The organism is Bradyrhizobium sp. KB893862 SZCCT0404, from assembly GCF_018130885.1.
GTDB classification, from domain to species: domain Bacteria; phylum Pseudomonadota; class Alphaproteobacteria; order Rhizobiales; family Xanthobacteraceae; genus Bradyrhizobium; species Bradyrhizobium stylosanthis.
Genome location: NZ_JAFCLT010000004.1, coordinates 288,761 through 304,336, shown reverse-complemented (window position 1 = coordinate 304,336; position 15,576 = coordinate 288,761). Strand labels below are relative to the sequence as shown.

Sequence of the window (15,576 nt, the reverse complement as noted above, 5' to 3'; positions counted from 1 at the left end):
CATGTCCGGATAATCGGTCAAGTCTTGCCATCACTTGTCGGTTATGCTGAACAATCGGCCATGGACCGTTTTGACGCCATGCGCCTGTTCGTCCGCCTCGTGGAGCGGCGGAGCTTTACGGCCGCGGCGGCCGACCTCGGCATTCCCCGCTCGACCGCCAGCGAGGTCCTGCGCGGCCTCGAGACCCATCTCGGGGCGCGGCTGCTGGAGCGGACCACGCGGCATGTCACGGCAACGCTCGACGGCGAGGATTATTATCGCCGCTGCGTCGCCATCCTTGCCGAGGTCGAGGAAGCGGAAGCCTCGATGCGCGATGCACGCCCGCGCGGCCTTTTGCGCATCGACGCGCATCCCTTGCTGACCCGCACCTTCATCCTGCCGCATCTGCCAAAATTCCTCGCGCGCTATCCCGAACTCGATTTGCAGATCGGGCAGGGCGACCGCCTGGTCGATCTGGTGCGCGAGGGCATCGACTGCGTGATCCGGTCGGGCGAGCCGGAAGACAGCGGCATGATCCTTCGCCGACTCGGCACCATCGCGGAGATCACGGTGGCGAGCCCCGCTTATCTCGCAAGGCACGGCATGCCGGCGACGCCGGATGCGCTCGACGGCCACCAGATGGTGGCCTTCGTCTCCTCGCGAACCGGCGATCTGCTGCCGCTGGAATTTTCCGTCGCAGGCAAGCTGCGCCACATCGTGCTGCCGAGCCGCCTGCGTGTGAACAATTCCGACACCATGGCCGATCTCGCCCGGCTCGGCTTCGGCCTCGTGCAGGCGCCGCGCTATCGCTTTGCCGACGATCTCGCCAGCGGCGCACTGGTCGAAGTCCTGGCCGACCACCCGCCGTCGCCGACGCCGCTCTCGGCGCTCTATCCGCAAAACCGCCAGCTCGCGCTGCGCCTGCGCGTCTTCCTCGATTGGGTCGCAGGAATTTTTGCCGAGGCGAAGCTCTCGTAGCCCGGATGGAGTGCAGCGCAATCCGGGACCGCTATGTCGGACGGCGAGAATCCCGGATTACGCTGCGCTCCATCCGGGCTACGATGCTGCCTGCCTCACGCTCCGTCATTGCGAGGAGCTCTTGCGACGAAGCAATCCAGAACTTCCGCGAAGAGATTCTGGATTGCTTCGCTGCGCTCGCAATGACGAGAATGATGCAGTCGCACCCCTCTTTGTGAGTTGTACCTGCGCCGCAGACCGCTACCATGCGCGCGCTCCCGGAACACGGGAGCCAGCATCGACAGGGAGGCGACATGAGCGGGCAGGAACGGAAAGTCAAAGCATCGGACCTGTTCGTCGCGGCGCTGGAGAACGAAGGCGTTGACCGCATTTTCGGCGTGCCCGGCGAGGAAAACCTCGATCTCGTGGAATCGCTGCGCAACTCCCGGATCGAGCTGGTCCTGACCCGTCACGAGCAGGCCGCCGCCTTCATGGCGGCGACACACGGGAGGCTGACCGGCAAGCCGGGCGTCTGCCTGTCGACGCTCGGTCCCGGCGCGCTCAATCTGTCCACCGGCGCTGCCTATGCGCATCTCGGCGCGATGCCGATGATCCTGATCACCGGGCAGAAGGCAATCATGAGCAGCCGGCAGGCGCGCTTTCAGATCGTGGACGTGGTTGCGACCATGAAGCCGCTGACGAAGCTGTCGCGGCAGATCGTCAGCGCCTCCAGCATCCCGACCGTGGTGCGCGATGCGTTTCGCGTGGCGATGGAGGAGCGGCCGGGTCCGGTGCATCTCGAACTGCCCGAGGACATCGCCGGCGACGAGGTGCCCGCCGTTCCCGTGATCCCGATCCATCCGATCGAAATCCCGGTCGCCCATCGCGCCGCGCTCGACCGCGCCGCCGAGATGATTTTGGCCGCACGGCGCCCGCTGGTGATGATGGGCGCGGCAACGAGCCGGCCGCGTTCGACGCACGGGATCGCGAGCTTCGTTCGGCGCACCGGCATTCCGTTCTTCACCACGCAAATGGGCAAGGGGACCGTGCCCGGCGGCACCAATCTCTATATGGGCACCGCCGCGCTGTCCGAGCGCGACTATGTCCATGATGCGATCGACGCCGCCGATCTGATCGTGGCGATCGGTCACGACCCGATCGAGAAGCCGCCCTTCATCATGGGACCGTCGGGGCCGAAGGTCATTCACGTCAGCTACACCTCGGCCAGCGTCGAGCAGGTCTATTTCCCCGACGCCGAGGTCCTCGGCGACGTCGGCCCGAGCCTGGAGCTGCTCGCCGACCGCCTTGAAGGCAAGCTGCCGCAGGCTGCGGCGCTGTTGCCGCTGCGCGAAGAAATTCTCGGCCACATCGCCGACCGCGCCACCGAGGCGCGCTGGCCGCCGACGCCGCAGCGCATCGTGCACGACATCCGCCAGGTGATCCCGGAGAACGGCATCGTCGCGCTCGACAACGGCATGTACAAGATCTGGTTCGCGCGGAATTACCGCACCCGCGTCGCCAACACGCTGCTGCTCGACAATGCGCTCGCAACCATGGGCGCCGGCCTGCCGTCGGCGATGATGGCCGCGATGCTCTATCCCGACCGCCGCGTGCTCGCGGTCGCCGGCGACGGTGGCTTCATGATGAACAGCCAGGAGATGGAAACTGCCGTCCGCCTCAAGCTCAACCTGGTCGTGCTGGTGCTGGAGGACAACGCCTACGGCATGATCCGCTGGAAGCAGGCCGTCGACCATTTTGCGGATTTCGGCATGACGTTTGGCAATCCCGATTTCGTCATGTACGCGAATGCCTACGGGGCGAAGGGACATCGCATCGAGAGCATCGACCGTTTTGCGCCGACGCTCGATGCGGCATTTGGGGAGGGCGGCGTGCATCTGGTCTCGATCCCGATCGACTATTCGGAGAACGTGCGGGTGCTCGTGGACGAGCTGCGCGTGCGGCAGAAATAGGAGAGGCGGAGCAATTGGAATCGGTGCTCGGATGAATCAACGCCTTACAGCCATCCTGCCCTGCAACGATCTGGATGCTGCCCAAAGGTTCTTTGAGCGGCTCGGCTTCAAGGTCGATGGTGGTCCGGACGACTACCGCATGATGAGTGACGGTCGCGGTGGCGACATTCATCTCCAGGCGGCGGTGGACGGCTGGCTGGTGCCGGGCCGAAACCCGTTCGGGCTATACCTCTACCGCGAAAACGTCGATGAGCTTGCGACGGCGTTTGCGGGGGAGATGATCGAACCCGAAGGGCCGACAGACAAGCCCTGGGGTATGTACGAATTCGCGCTCAATGGGCCGGACGAGACACTTGTCAGGATCGGTTGGCCGACGCGCCTCAGACCTGTTTCGGGCTGATCTTCCGTTCTTGGTCTTACCTCGTCCCGAGGAGGCCGCGCTGCGGGCGTCTCGAAGCATGTGCCGCAACGGGACTGTCACCAGGAATGTCGTAATCCGCCTGATTTGACGGCAGGCGAATACCTGCCATTCCTTGATATATATCGTGTTACGATATATTTGGGGCGCGAAGAATCCTCCCGAAAGAGCAGTCCATGCGCCAGACCCCCGATATCACCGGCGGCCTTCCACGGCCTCGCGGCAAGCCCGGAGATTTCACCGCCGACCGCCGGGTGCTGGTCCTGATCGGCATGGCGCTGCTGGTCGGCAGCCTCGGCGCCGGCGCTGCCTGGGTGCTGTTGAAGCTGATTGCGCTCGTCACCAATCTGGTCTGGTTCGGCCATTTCGGCACCGAGAACGTCTCGCTGGCGAACGCGCATCGTGGCGTCTGGATGGTGCTGGCGCCGGCCCTCGGCGGCCTGGTAATCGGGCTAATGGCGCGGTTCGGATCGGAGAAGATCCGGGGCCACGGCATCCCCGAGGCGATCGAGGCGATCCTGATCGGCGGCAGCCGGATGCAGCCGAAGGTCGCGATCCTCAAGCCGCTGTCTTCGGCGGTGTCGATCGGCAGCGGCGGACCGTTCGGCGCCGAAGGGCCGATCATCATGACCGGCGGCGCGATCGGCTCGATCTTCGCCCAGTGCTTCCACCTCAGCGCCGCCGAACGCAAGACCCTGCTGGTCGCGGGCGCGGCGGCCGGCATGACTGCGATCTTCGGCACGCCGATCGCTGCCGTCCTGCTTGCGGTCGAGCTGCTGCTGTTCGAATGGAAGCCGCGCAGCTTCCTGCCCGTGGTGACGGGCGCGGTGGTCTCGGCCGCGTGGCGCCCGCTGCTGTTCGGGACGGGGCCGTTGTTTCCGTTCACGGAGCAGCCGCACCTGCCCTGGTGGGGGCTCGCGGCTGCGATCGGCGTCGGCATCGTCGCCGGCCTGCAATCCGGCCTGATGACGCGGTTGCTCTACGCGATCGAAGATTTGTTCGACCATCTGCCGGTGCACTGGATGTGGTGGCCGATGCTCGGCGGCCTCGTCGTCGGCCTCGGTGGCCTCCTCGATCCGCGTGCGCTCGGCGTGGGCTACGACGTCATCGCCGATTTGCTGTCGGGCCAGATGGTGCGCGACGAGGCGATCCGGCTGCTGCTGGTGAAGTCCGCGGTCTGGGTGATCGCGCTGGGCTCGGGCACGTCGGGAGGCGTGCTGGCGCCGCTGCTCATCCTCGGCGGCACCGCCGGCTGGATGGAGGGACTGGTGCTGCCCGGTGGCGCATCGTTCTGGGCGCTGGTCGGCATGGCCGCGATGATGGGCGGCACCATGCGCTCGCCGCTCACCGGCGTGATGTTCGCGATCGAGCTGACCGGCAACATCGATATGCTGCTGCCACTGCTGGCGGCGACCGGTGCGGCCCACGCCGTCACGGTGCTGCTGCTGAAGCGCTCGATCCTGACCGAGAAGATCGCGCGCCGCGGCCAACACATCACGCGCGAATACGCGATCGACCCGTTCGAGCTGCTTCGCGCCGCGGACGTGATGGTGACGAATGTCGACACGCTCCCGGCCGATATGCCCGTCGACGAAGCGGTCGCCTTCTTCACGTCGGATCGGCGCCGTCATAAATCCTATCCGGTCATCGCTGCCGATGGGCGGCTCGCCGGCATGGTGACGCGCGCCGATGTATTGCGCTGGCGCACCGAGGGGGACCACCAGGCCGCGACGCTCGACGACGTCGTGTCGGACACCTCGGCCGTGGTGGCATATCCCGACGAGGTGCTGGGCCGCGTGGCCGACCTGATGGTCGCGTCCGATCTCGGCCGCCTGCCTGTGGTCGAGCGCGCCAGCCAGCGCGTGGTCGGCCTGATCGCGCGCAAGGATTTGCTCCGAATTCGCGCGGTCGTGAACGCACAGGAGCAGGATCGCAGTGCATATTTCCTGCGCGAAAAGGCGCTTGTACCGGAGGCGCGGATCGCGGAAGGTCAGCCCCTCTGAACTCAAGCACTGACAGGAATGAGCATGACACGTGTTCGCTGCGTTACCGAGATGGGCATGGGCGTCGACGTTCACGGCAGGGACGCGACCAAGGCGGCGAAACGCGCGGTATCCGATGCCATCAGGCATTCCAGCCTCGGCTTCTTCCGGATGATCGGCAAGACTGCGAACGACATGTTCGTCGACGTCACGATCGGCGTGCCCAACCCCGAGGCGGTGGACAAGGAAGCGGTCGCGAAGGAGCTGCCTTACGGCACCGTGACCGTGACCGCGGTTAGGGGCGGGCTGGAGATTCCCTCGGCCACGGAAGTGGCCAACGACCCCATCCTCATCGCCAACGCCGCCGTCATCGTCAGCTTCGACAAGGACTAGTCCGGTGTCCGACAGCGATGTGGCGCTGCTGGATCGTCCGATCTGGAGCGCGTTGACGACGAGCCAGAAGCACCTGGCCGAGGGCGGCCCGGTCGCGCTGCGCTATCCCGTGGACATGACGCCCTTTGCCGACATGGTCGACATGTCCACGGCAAGCTTTGCGGCGCTCGGCGATCTCATGTCGCCCTCGCAGGTCGCCGCGCTGTTCACGCCGGAGCCGGTCGACGTGCCCGCGGGCTTCAAGGTCGTTCTTGCCGACACGGGCGAGCAGATGATCGGCTCGCCCGCCGACAGTCCGCTCCGAGATGCAGAAATTGTCACGCTGGGAGCGGCCGACGTGCCCGCGATGATGGCGCTGACGGAGCTGACCAAGCCCGGGCCCTTTGCCGCGCGGACGCATCAGCTCGGCACGTTCCTCGGCATCCGTGCCGGCGGCGAGCTGGTCGCGATGACGGGCGAGCGGATGAAGCCCGGAAAATTCGTCGAGATGACGGCCGTCTGCGTGCATCCGGACTATCGCGGACGCGGCTATGCGCAGGCGCTGCTCGCGGCGGTCGCGCGCCGGATCGAGGCACGGGGCGAAATTCCGTTCCTGCACGTGTTCTCGCACAATTCGTCCGCGATCGCGCTGTACCAGCGGCAGGGCATGACGATCCGGCGCCGCCTGCATGTGACGGCGTTCATGAAGCAGGGGTAGGCTGCGCGGCGGGCTTCATATCCCCCGAATTCGCGCTATATCCATCCCAACCAAAATTTGGGGGAAACACATGGACGCCAGAACGACTGATTTTTCCGCCGCGCGGACGGCGATGCAACGCTACGTCGATCAGGAGATCATCCCGGGCGTATCCTGGGCGGTGCTGCGCGGGCGGGAGGTCGTCGACCAGCAATGCGTCGGCTTTGCCGATCGCGAGGCGAAGACGGCGCTCCGGCCCGACCATATCTTCCGCGCCTATTCGAACACCAAGATCTTCGTCACATGCTCGATCATGATGCTGGTCGAGGAGGGCCGCATCGGGCTCGATGACGCGATCGAGAAATTCCTGCCGCAGCTCGGCAATCGCAAGGTGCTCAAGCAGGGCGCGTCCAGCCTTGCCGATGTCGAGCCGGCGAAAGGCCCGATCACGATCCGCCAGCTTCTGACCCACACCTCGGGTCTCAGCTACGGCATCTTCGATCCCGGCACGGTGCTGTTCAAAGGCTATAATGAAGCGCGCGTGCTCAATCCGCTGACGCCGCTCACCGACATGATCGACAAGCTCGCCGATCTGCCGCTGTCCTATCATCCCGGCACGTCCTGGGAATATTCGGTGGCGACCGACGTGCTCGGCCGCGTCGTCGAAGTCGTCTCGGGCAAGACGCTCGATGCCTTCTTCAAGGCGCGCATCTTCGATCCGCTCGGCATGACCGATACCGGCTTCTACGTGCCGGAAGCGCAGCAGGGCAGGCTGGTGGCGCTTTACACCGGCGCTGATGTGCTCGATCCCATGAAGCCGGGTCTCAAGCGCGCCGACAATCTACCCTATCCGGGAGCGTATCGTCAGCCGTTCCCGCGACTATCGGGCGGCGGCGGTCTGGTCTCGACCTTGCCTGACATGCTGGCGCTCGTGCGGGCCCTGGTGCCGGGATCGGACGCGCTGCTCAGGCCCGACACGCTGCGGCAGATGATGACGAACCAGCTGCCCGCGGGCCAGACCATCCGCTTTGCCAATCTCGGGCCGATGCCTGGCAAGGGTTTTGGTCTAGGCGGCGCGGTCACCTTCGCGCCGACGCCGTTCGATCCGCCGAACTCGACCGGCGAATTCCAGTGGGGTGGCCTTGCGGGTACCCATTGGTGGGTTTGCCCGAAGGCCAATACCGCCGGCGTGCTGATGGCCCAGCGCCATATGGGTTTCTGGAACCCCTTCTTCTTCGAGTTCAAGCGTCTGGCCTATCAGGCGGTCGGGAGCTGACCGCGAAAAAATTGCGCGCGACCGCGAATCCTTTCCGGCCGTCGCGTCCTCTTTGTGGTCGAGGCAATCAGCCTCGGCTCATCTCGGAGGATGCTATGGCACTATACAGGAAGAATATCGGCGGCCTGCACCAGGCGGTGCGGCTTGCCACGGGGATTGCGGTGGCGATTGCGGCATTCGTCTATCTCGCCGGTGCTGCGGCGTGGCTGGTGGCGCTCAGCGGCGCCGGCTTCGCGCTGACGGGCCTTGTCGGCTATTGCCCGATGTGCGCGCTGGCCGGAATCGGACGCGGGGGCGTGTCGTGAACGCGGCCGCGCTCTCGCCAAACCTGTTCGAGGCGGCGCGGCTCGGCGATCCCAAGGCGATCGCCTCGCTGCTCGCCACGGCCCAGCCGGATATCCGCCGCTACGCCCGCGCGACCTGCCGCAGCTCGGCGGACGCCGAGGATGCGGCGCAGGAAGCGCTGTGGATCCTCTCCCGCCATGTCGGGACGATCCGCTCGCTGCTGGCGCTGTCGGCCTGGCTGTTCAGCGTGGTCCGCCGCGAATGCCTGCGGCTCGCGCGCAAGGCGGGCCTCGCGCCTGACGTCGATGAGAGCGAGGCGGAGGACGCATGGCTTGCACGCCCCGAAGCCGACCTCCGGCTCGACGTGGCCGCCGCCTTCGAGGCGCTGCCGCCGCATTATCGCGATGTCGCGCTGATGCGCGACGTCAGGGAAATGACCATCGACGAGATCGCCGAGGCAATCGGCGCGACCAGGCAGACCGTGAAGGCGCGCCTGCACCGCGCCCGCGCCCTGATGCGCGAATATCTGATGAGGTGAGCTCATGAGCGACTATCAAATCCCTGACGACCTGAAGGCGATCCCGGCCCTGATCGCGCTCGCGCCGGTCGAAGCCAACGCGTTTCTTGCGTTCAACCATGCTGTCGAGCGCAAGGACGGCTTGATCCCGCCGAAATATCGCGAGCTGATCTCGCTCGCGGTCGCGCTCACCACGCAATGCGCCTATTGTCTCGATGTCCATACCGCACAGGCGGCAAGGGCGGGTGCTTCGCGTGAGGAGCTAGCGGAAGCCGCGTTGATCGCGGCGGCCGTGCGCGCCGGCGGCACGCTCGGCCATGCGCTGCTGGCGCAGCGTCTGTTCGAGCGGCATCGGGGTGAGGGGACGGGATGACCAGCGCCAAACAGGGGGCTGAAGCGTATCCGTGAAAACCTATCTCGGTCTCGACGGATTTCGTTTCGGCTGGGTCGCTGCCTGGATCGACGCGCGCGGCGATCACGGCTTCGACTATTCGCCGGGCTTGACGCGCCTGCTTGCGATGCCGCATGCGCGCGCGATGATCGACATGCCGATCGGATTGAAGCACAGCGGCTATCGCGAATGCGATCTGCGTGCGCGCGAATTGATCGGGCCCGCGGTGTTTCCCGGTGCGCGCCGCGACCTCTGGACGTTCCCGGACATGGCCGCGGCCAATCGTCATTATTGGGAGCGCGAGGGCAAGGGCAGGGGCGTGTCGGCGCAGCTCTGGAATATCAGGGACAAGATGAGAGAGGCCGACGAGATCATGACGCCGGCGCGGCAGGCGACGATCGGCGAAGCGCATCCGGAGTTGATCTTCTGGAATCTCGCAGGGCGCGTCCGGCTGGCGAAGAAGACGTCGGCGCAAGGCCGCGGGCAGCGCATCGAGCTGCTGCACGCGCGTGGCTTCACCGGGATCGAGCGATGGCTGACGCTGCGTCACGGCACCGGGATCGGCCGCGACGATCTCGTCGACGCCTGCGCCTGCGCGGTCGCGGCGCGCGATAGCGTGCAGCGCGTCGGTGGCGACGAGATCGACCCGCGAGGCTTGCGCATGGAGATCAACTATTGAGCTTGTGGCCAAGTAAGCCTCAGCTCGGGAAAAAGCGGCAAATTATTTGAGGGTTGCAGGAACTGTCGATGGTCGGCCCGCGTTCCCCGTGCGAACCGATCAGAGGGAAGCTTCCGCGATGTACGATACCAGTCAATTCGCGACCGCGATGCTCGCGCTTGTTTTCACGGGAGGCCTGCTCGTCACCGGGCAGCTCTTCATCGAGCAGCGCGCCCAGCGCGATATCGTGTACGCCACCACGCACTTGCTCCGGCCGATCTAGCCGGAGATGATGCGTGAAGAGTGCCCGGCCTTGCGTCGTTCGCCTGCTTCCCTAGATTAGGGCGAATCTCACGAACGCAGCCGGGGTCCTAATGTCCGATCTGTCCGCCTTTCCCATCACCAAGCGCTGGCCGGCCAAGCATCCCGAGCTGCTCCAGCTCTATTCGTTGCCGACGCCGAACGGCGTGAAGGTCTCGATCATGCTGGAAGAGATCGGGTTGCCTTACGAAGTTCACCTCGTCGATTTCGGCAAGGACGACCAGAAGACGCCGGAGTTCCTGTCGCTCAATCCCAATGGCAAGATCCCGGCGATGCTCGATCCCAACGGTCCCGGCGGCCGTCCGCTGCCGCTGTTCGAGTCCGGCGCGATCCTGCAATATCTCGCGGAGAAGACCGGCAAGCTGCTGCCGCAGGATGCCGCGCGCCGCTATCAAACAATCCAGTGGGTGCATTTCCAGATGGGCGGCATCGGGCCGATGTTCGGCCAGGTCGGCTTCTTCCACAAATTCGCCGGCAAGGATTTCGAGGACAAGCGGCCGCGCGATCGCTACGTCGCCGAAGCCAAGCGCCTGCTCGGCGTGATGGAGGCGCATCTCGCCGGCCGCCAATGGTTCATGGATGACGACTACACCATCGCCGACATCTCCATGCTCGGCTGGGTGCGCAACCTCATCGGCTTCTACGGCGCGGGCGATCTCGTCGAGTTCAGCCAGTTCAAGTCCGTTGGTGCCTGGCTCGAGCGCGGATTGGCACGGCCGGCGGTACAGCGCGGGCTGAACATTCCGGCGCGGCCTTAAGACGAGCTCAGCGCCTTGGTGGTCATGTAGAGCGCCATCAGCGAGACGAGGGCGATCATGGCCTTGCGCAGCGCCGATTTGCTGACGCCATTGGCCGCGCGCGCGCCGAGGTCGGTGCCGATCCACAGACCGGCGAGAATCCCGAGGATGGCCGGCCAGCCGACAATGAGCCCCTTGCTCCAGTAGATCCAGGCGGCCGGAATGTTGGTCGGGATCACCGAGAAGATGAGGCTGACGAGCTGCGCCTGATGCTGCGGCACGCGCAGGCCCGCGGCGAGGCCGACGGTGATGGCGAGCCCGCCGCCGATACCCATGAAGCCGGAGGAAAATCCGGCCAGCGAGCCGATGAGGACAAGCGGCAGCCGGGGCAGCTCGTCTCGGCTGGTGGCCTCGCTGCCTGTGTCCTTGCGCTCGCTGCGCAGAAGCAACATGGCGATCAGCGCGACGAGATAGACGACATAGGTCCACCGCAGCACGGCGTCGGACACCGCGGCCGCAGCGTACCCGCCACCCGCACCGCCGAGGAGAAATCCAAGGCCGATCCAGACGATCCACGGCCACGGGCTGCGATTGCCGCTCTGCCAGTAGCGGCGCGCGCCGGCGAGGCCGGTCGGAGGGATCTGCGTGATCAGGGAGGTCCCCTGCGCGACGTGCTGTTCGGCCCCGAGCAGCAGCACGGAGAAGATGACGAGGCCGCCGCCCGGGCTCGTGCCCGTGAATCCCGATGCCAACCCCGCGACAAGACCGACGCCGGCGCCGGCGAGGATGTCATGAATCCAGGTCATCGTTCCGTCCTGGTCCGTCGCTTCACGCCCGGCTTCGACGTGCGCAGTCCGTCGATCACTGCATCGACGGCCGCCATGCAGGCGGCGACGTCAAAATCCTCGCCCCAGGACTTCTGCAGCACGAAGCCCTGGAAGATCGCGATCAGCATGCGCGCGATCGCTTCGGCGCCGGGGGCTTGCCGGATCAGGCCGTCATGCTGGCCACGCTCCACGAGCGCCACGATCAGTGCGCGCGGCATGTCGATGCCCTCGACGACGCTGGTGCGGACGCGGCGGTTGCGCAGCGCTTCGGCCCAGCCATGGATGCCGACGCGCCGCCGCGCTTCGCCGGCGGGATCGGTGAGCCATTGCGCATAGACGCGGACCAGCGCGTGAAGTCCCTCGATCGGATCGCCCGATCCCTGCGCAACCGAGTTCAGCACGGCCTCGCGGCGATGCCGGTCGTCGGCGAGCGCCTCGATCAGATCGTCCTTGCTCTGGAAATACAGATAGACCGCGCCGTGACTGAGCCCCGATCGTTTCACGATGTCGGCCATGCCGGTCTGGTGAAATCCGTTTTCGGCGAAGCAGGCGAGGGCGGCCTCGAGGATCTGCTGCCGCCGGCTTTCACGCTGCTTGTCGCTGATCTTGGGCATTCGGCTGTCCCTAAATAGCTGACCGGTCGATCGTTTTCAGATCAGGGCAGGTTGTGGCCGCAATCCCGCCTATGAAAATAAAAAACGATCAGTCAGTCATTTTTATTGCCAAAGCGGATTCTGGTCAAGTCCTGGCCGTTGGAGACGGAGCTGGCGAGCGCCGCTGCGCTCGCGGGATCGCCCGAGGCTAGAACAGCCGACCACCGTTCGGCACGGGCTTGCTGGGCTGCACCAGCACGACCTTGCCGTCGGCGTCTGGGAAGCCGAGCGTCAGCACCTCCGAGACGACAGGCCCGATCTGGCGCGGCGGGAAATTGACGACCGCGGCGACCTGTTGCCCCACCAGCGTCTCGAGCGGATGGTTCTCGGTGATCTGCGCCGAGCTCTTCCGCACGCCGATCGCAGGCCCGAAGTCGATCCACAGGCGCCATGCCGGCTTGCGCGCCTCGGGGAACGGCTTGGCGTCGACGATGGTGCCGACGCGGATGTCGACGGCGAGGAAGCTGTTGAAGTCGATGGTCGGTGAGGCCGCCGCGGCGGGGTCGTGGGTGACGTGCATGATGTGACCGTTTTGGAGAGCGGGCTTCGTTTGCAATATTGTCGCCCGAAGGAGAGTTTCGTACAACGCCGCAGCCGAAGCATCACGCATGCGCGAGGAGTTGTCTTGCCCAACATCATCTACGGCATCAAGAACTGCGACACCATGAAGAAGGCGCGTACATGGCTCGACAGCCACGGCGTGGCTTACGAGTTTCACGACTACAAGGCCGTGGGCGTCGAGAAGGACAAGCTCAAGCACTGGAGCGACAAGGTCGGCTGGGAGACGCTGCTCAATCGCGCCGGCACCACCTTCAAGAAGCTCCCGGAGTCCGACAAGGAAGGCCTCACCGAGAAGAAGGCGCTGGCGTTGATGCTAGCGCAACCATCGATGATCAAGCGGCCGGTGCTGGAAATGGGCGGCAAGCTGCTGGTCGGCTTCAAGCCGGACATCTATGCCAAGGAAGTCAAGACCAAGTAGGCCGGGACGCTAGTTCAGCTCGATGGTCTCGGTGGGGACGTCGGGCTGATCGGCAAACTCGACGACGTCGGCGGCCGCGATGCGGCCGGGCGCGCGATGAAAGAGGTCGCGGTCGATCACGGCGCACAGTTTGGGACGCGGCAGCGCGTCATTTCCGCGCATCAGATTCTTGATCTCGAAGCCGCCGTCCTCGCAGAAGGTCTTGAGCGAGGCGATGACATGACAGACCTTGCCGTCGGTCAGGAACGGCAGCAGCAGGCGCTCATAGGCGACGACGCGCCCATAGATGTCGTCGACGTCGGCAACGCTGTAGACCGGAAGCCCGCGCGCGACGCATTCGTGATAGACGGGCATCACAAGGGGCGCGAGCCGCGGCCCGATATAGTCGTCCAGCGGCACGCCCTTGCCGGTGTGCCCGTAAGCGCGCGAGATTCGCGTGCCTTCGCTCTGGATGACGAGGCGCGGGACCGGCGGCGAATGGTCCACCGTATAATAGATGAGATCGGACAGCTCTTCCTCGAGCCGCGCCGGCTGGTACTCCCAGATCGCCGGTACGATCTGCTCGCGCGCATAAAGTCGCAGCCACGTGTTCAGCAGATCACGCTGCCTGATCGACTTGACGACGGAGGGAGCGGCGCTTGCGAAATCCAAAACAATATTCCCGGCAGATCGAACCCGCGCATGATGCCGCTTGCGGGAAAATTTTCTATGAAGGCTGGCGCGCCGGACCAAAGACCGTTAACGACGGCTTGATGACCGGTGCTTGCGCGAGCCGGGAGGCCGGGCAGGCGTGACATCGAAACATCTCCGACTAAGGGAGCATTTGTATCCCAGCCGGAGACCTGATCTGCTCAGCTTTCCGCCTTGCCTAACCCCCGTCACCTCCGGCATATTCCGCGCCCGGAGGCGGTGTTCCGGACGGGCTCCAGGGCCTCCGGAAAGCCGAAGCAACAAGGATAGCCACGCGCGTCGCGGGCAGGGGGAAATCTGTTTGGCCGATGAGTTCATTCTCGAAACGGAAGGCTTGACCAAGGAGTTCGCGGGCTTCTTCGCCGTCCGCGACGTTGCGCTCAAGGTTCGCCGTGGGAGCATTCACGCGTTGATCGGCCCGAATGGCGCCGGCAAGACCACGTGCTTCAATCTTCTGACCAAGTTCCTGAAACCGTCCGCCGGAAAGATCCTGTACAAGGGACAGGACATCACCGCGATGGCGCCGGCCGACGTGGCCCGCCTCGGACTGGTTCGCTCGTTCCAGATTTCGGCGGTATTTCCGCATCTGACCGCGCTGGAAAACGTCCGTGTCGCGCTCCAGCGCCAGCACGGTTCTTCGTTCGATTTCTGGCGTTCGAAAACGGTGCTCAACCGCTTCAACGATCGCGCGCGTGAATTGCTGAACGATGTCGGCCTCAGCGAGTTTGCCAATACGCCCGCGGTCGAGATGCCCTATGGGCGCAAGCGTGCACTTGAGATCGCAACCACGCTCGCGCTCGACCCTGAGATGATGCTGCTGGACGAGCCGATGGCCGGCATGGGTCACGAGGACATCGACAAGATCGCGGCGCTGATCAAGCGCATCTCCGCGAAATACACCATCCTGATGGTCGAGCATAATTTGAGCGTTGTGGCCAATCTCTCGGACATCATCACGGTGCTGACGCGCGGGCAGGTGCTCGCGCAAGGTCATTACAGCGAGCTCACCAAGGACGAGCGCGTCAAGGAAGCTTACCTGGGAGCCGGTCATGCCTGACACTGCCATCGCCGAGGCTCCGGCAAAGGCCGCGACCGGCGGCAACATCCTCCAGGTCCGCAACCTCGAGGCCTGGTACGGCGAGTCCCACATCCTGCACGGGATCAATTTCGACGTGAACGCGGGCGAGGTCGTCACCCTGCTCGGGCGCAACGGCGCCGGCAAGACGACCACGCTGAAGTCCATCATGGGCATCATCGGCAAGCGTACCGGCTCGGTGAAGTTCAACAACCAGGAGATCATCCGCGCGACCTCCGACAAGATCGCGCGCATGGGCATCGCGTTCTGCCCGGAAGAGCGGGGGATATTCTCCAGCCTCGACGTGCGGGAGAATCTGATGCTGCCGCCGGTGGTCCGCGCAGGCGGGCTGCCGCTCGAGCAGATCTTCGACCTGTTTCCGAACCTGAAGGAGCGGCTCAACAGCCAGGGCACAAAGCTGTCCGGCGGCGAGCAGCAGATGCTCGCGATCGCGCGCATCCTGCGCACCGGCGCGAGCTTCCTGATGCTGGACGAGCCGACCGAGGGCCTTGCTCCGGTCATCATCCAGCAGATCGGCCACACCATTGCGCGGCTGAAGAAGGAAGGCTTCACGATCCTCCTGGTCGAGCAGAACTTCCGCTTCGCCTCGACCGTCGCCGACCGCTATTACGTGGTCGAGCACGGCAAGATCATTGACGGATTTTCCAACTCGGAGCTTGCCGCCAATATGGATAAGCTCCACACCTATCTCGGCGTTTAGGGCATTGTCGGTTTTCCGAAAAGATCGTGCTCGAGCTGACGAACTGCCAACGAGAAAATTGAAAAAGGAAA

20 protein-coding genes are annotated in these 15,576 nt (G+C 65.0%); 16 read left to right on the top strand and 4 right to left on the bottom strand.

The window, feature by feature from the left end; translation table 11 throughout:
- The first annotated feature begins 60 nt into the window (after window positions 1-60).
- From JQ617_RS19320 to JQ617_RS19260, 13 genes are all read left to right on the top strand, one after another.
- On the top strand, window positions 61-957 hold the full coding sequence (locus JQ617_RS19320) for a LysR family transcriptional regulator (protein WP_212027674.1): 897 nt from the start codon (window positions 61-63) through the stop codon (window positions 955-957).
- Window positions 958-1,250: 293 nt separating this feature from the next.
- Window positions 1,251-2,906: an acetolactate synthase large subunit gene (locus JQ617_RS19315; RefSeq protein ID WP_212027673.1), complete on the top strand. Its 1,656-nt coding sequence runs from the start codon at window positions 1,251-1,253 to the stop codon at window positions 2,904-2,906.
- A gap of 31 nt (window positions 2,907-2,937) precedes the next feature.
- On the top strand, window positions 2,938-3,306 hold the full coding sequence (locus JQ617_RS19310) for a VOC family protein (RefSeq protein ID WP_212027672.1): 369 nt from the start codon (window positions 2,938-2,940) through the stop codon (window positions 3,304-3,306).
- Window positions 3,307-3,500: 194 nt separating this feature from the next.
- On the top strand, window positions 3,501-5,327 hold the full coding sequence (locus JQ617_RS19305) for a chloride channel protein (protein WP_212027671.1): 1,827 nt from the start codon (window positions 3,501-3,503) through the stop codon (window positions 5,325-5,327).
- Window positions 5,328-5,351: 24 nt separating this feature from the next.
- On the top strand, window positions 5,352-5,699 hold the full coding sequence (locus JQ617_RS19300; protein WP_212027670.1) for a Lin0512 family protein: 348 nt from the start codon (window positions 5,352-5,354) through the stop codon (window positions 5,697-5,699).
- Window positions 5,700-5,703: 4 nt separating this feature from the next.
- Window positions 5,704-6,396 carry a GNAT family N-acetyltransferase gene (locus JQ617_RS19295; RefSeq protein ID WP_212027669.1) on the top strand — a complete coding sequence of 231 codons (693 nt, stop codon included), beginning with the start codon at window positions 5,704-5,706 and terminating at the stop codon, window positions 6,394-6,396.
- 70 nt (window positions 6,397-6,466) lie between these two features.
- On the top strand, window positions 6,467-7,651 hold the full coding sequence (locus tag JQ617_RS19290) for a serine hydrolase domain-containing protein (protein ID WP_212027668.1): 1,185 nt from the start codon (window positions 6,467-6,469) through the stop codon (window positions 7,649-7,651).
- A gap of 95 nt (window positions 7,652-7,746) precedes the next feature.
- Window positions 7,747-7,956 carry a YgaP family membrane protein gene (locus tag JQ617_RS19285; protein ID WP_212027667.1) on the top strand — a complete coding sequence of 70 codons (210 nt, stop codon included), beginning with the start codon at window positions 7,747-7,749 and terminating at the stop codon, window positions 7,954-7,956.
- Window positions 7,953-8,474, top strand: coding sequence for an RNA polymerase sigma factor (locus JQ617_RS19280; protein ID WP_212027666.1), 522 nt, complete (start codon window positions 7,953-7,955; stop codon window positions 8,472-8,474). The genes JQ617_RS19285 and JQ617_RS19280 overlap by 4 nt, the downstream gene beginning before the upstream one ends.
- 4 nt (window positions 8,475-8,478) lie before the next feature.
- Window positions 8,479-8,826: a carboxymuconolactone decarboxylase family protein gene (locus JQ617_RS19275; protein WP_212027665.1), complete on the top strand. Its 348-nt coding sequence runs from the start codon at window positions 8,479-8,481 to the stop codon at window positions 8,824-8,826.
- A gap of 31 nt (window positions 8,827-8,857) precedes the next feature.
- On the top strand, window positions 8,858-9,523 hold the full coding sequence (locus JQ617_RS19270; protein ID WP_212027664.1) for a DUF429 domain-containing protein: 666 nt from the start codon (window positions 8,858-8,860) through the stop codon (window positions 9,521-9,523).
- 118 nt (window positions 9,524-9,641) lie between these two features.
- Window positions 9,642-9,785, top strand: coding sequence for a hypothetical protein (locus tag JQ617_RS19265; protein WP_167358222.1), 144 nt, complete (start codon window positions 9,642-9,644; stop codon window positions 9,783-9,785).
- Window positions 9,786-9,876: 91 nt separating this feature from the next.
- A complete protein-coding gene (locus JQ617_RS19260) occupies window positions 9,877-10,581 on the top strand; it encodes a glutathione S-transferase family protein (RefSeq protein ID WP_212027663.1) in 705 nt (234 codons plus the stop codon).
- Here JQ617_RS19260 and JQ617_RS19255 read toward each other — a convergent pair.
- From JQ617_RS19255 to JQ617_RS19245, 3 genes are all read right to left on the bottom strand, one after another.
- Window positions 10,578-11,366: a sulfite exporter TauE/SafE family protein gene (locus JQ617_RS19255; protein ID WP_212027662.1), complete on the bottom strand. Its 789-nt coding sequence runs from the start codon at window positions 11,364-11,366 to the stop codon at window positions 10,578-10,580. The two genes, JQ617_RS19260 and JQ617_RS19255, sit on opposite strands and share 4 nt — an antisense overlap.
- Complete coding sequence (locus JQ617_RS19250) at window positions 11,363-12,001, bottom strand: TetR/AcrR family transcriptional regulator (RefSeq protein WP_212027661.1); 639 nt, start codon at window positions 11,999-12,001, stop codon at window positions 11,363-11,365. Before JQ617_RS19250 ends, JQ617_RS19255 begins: the two co-directional genes overlap by 4 nt.
- Before the next feature lie 187 nt (window positions 12,002-12,188).
- Window positions 12,189-12,560, bottom strand: a complete 372-nt coding sequence (locus tag JQ617_RS19245; protein WP_026312471.1) for a tRNA-binding protein — start codon at window positions 12,558-12,560, stop codon at window positions 12,189-12,191.
- Window positions 12,561-12,665: 105 nt separating this feature from the next.
- Between JQ617_RS19245 and JQ617_RS19240 the strand changes: the two genes are divergently transcribed.
- Entirely contained in the window at window positions 12,666-13,019 is a 354-nt protein-coding gene (locus tag JQ617_RS19240) for an ArsC family reductase (RefSeq protein ID WP_063684177.1), read from the top strand.
- A 9-nt stretch (window positions 13,020-13,028) separates the two neighbouring features.
- Here the strand turns inward: JQ617_RS19240 and JQ617_RS19235 are convergent, their stop codons facing one another.
- Window positions 13,029-13,670, bottom strand: a complete 642-nt coding sequence (locus JQ617_RS19235) for a hypothetical protein (protein ID WP_212027660.1) — start codon at window positions 13,668-13,670, stop codon at window positions 13,029-13,031.
- A 340-nt stretch (window positions 13,671-14,010) separates the two neighbouring features.
- On the opposite strand from JQ617_RS19235, the gene JQ617_RS19230 reads away from it, so the two are divergent.
- Both JQ617_RS19230 and JQ617_RS19225 read left to right on the top strand, forming a co-directional pair.
- Window positions 14,011-14,766, top strand: a complete 756-nt coding sequence (locus tag JQ617_RS19230; protein WP_063684173.1) for an ABC transporter ATP-binding protein — start codon at window positions 14,011-14,013, stop codon at window positions 14,764-14,766.
- Window positions 14,759-15,505, top strand: a complete 747-nt coding sequence (locus tag JQ617_RS19225; protein ID WP_063684171.1) for an ABC transporter ATP-binding protein — start codon at window positions 14,759-14,761, stop codon at window positions 15,503-15,505. The genes JQ617_RS19230 and JQ617_RS19225 overlap by 8 nt, the downstream gene beginning before the upstream one ends.
- The last annotated feature ends 71 nt before the right edge of the window (window positions 15,506-15,576 follow it).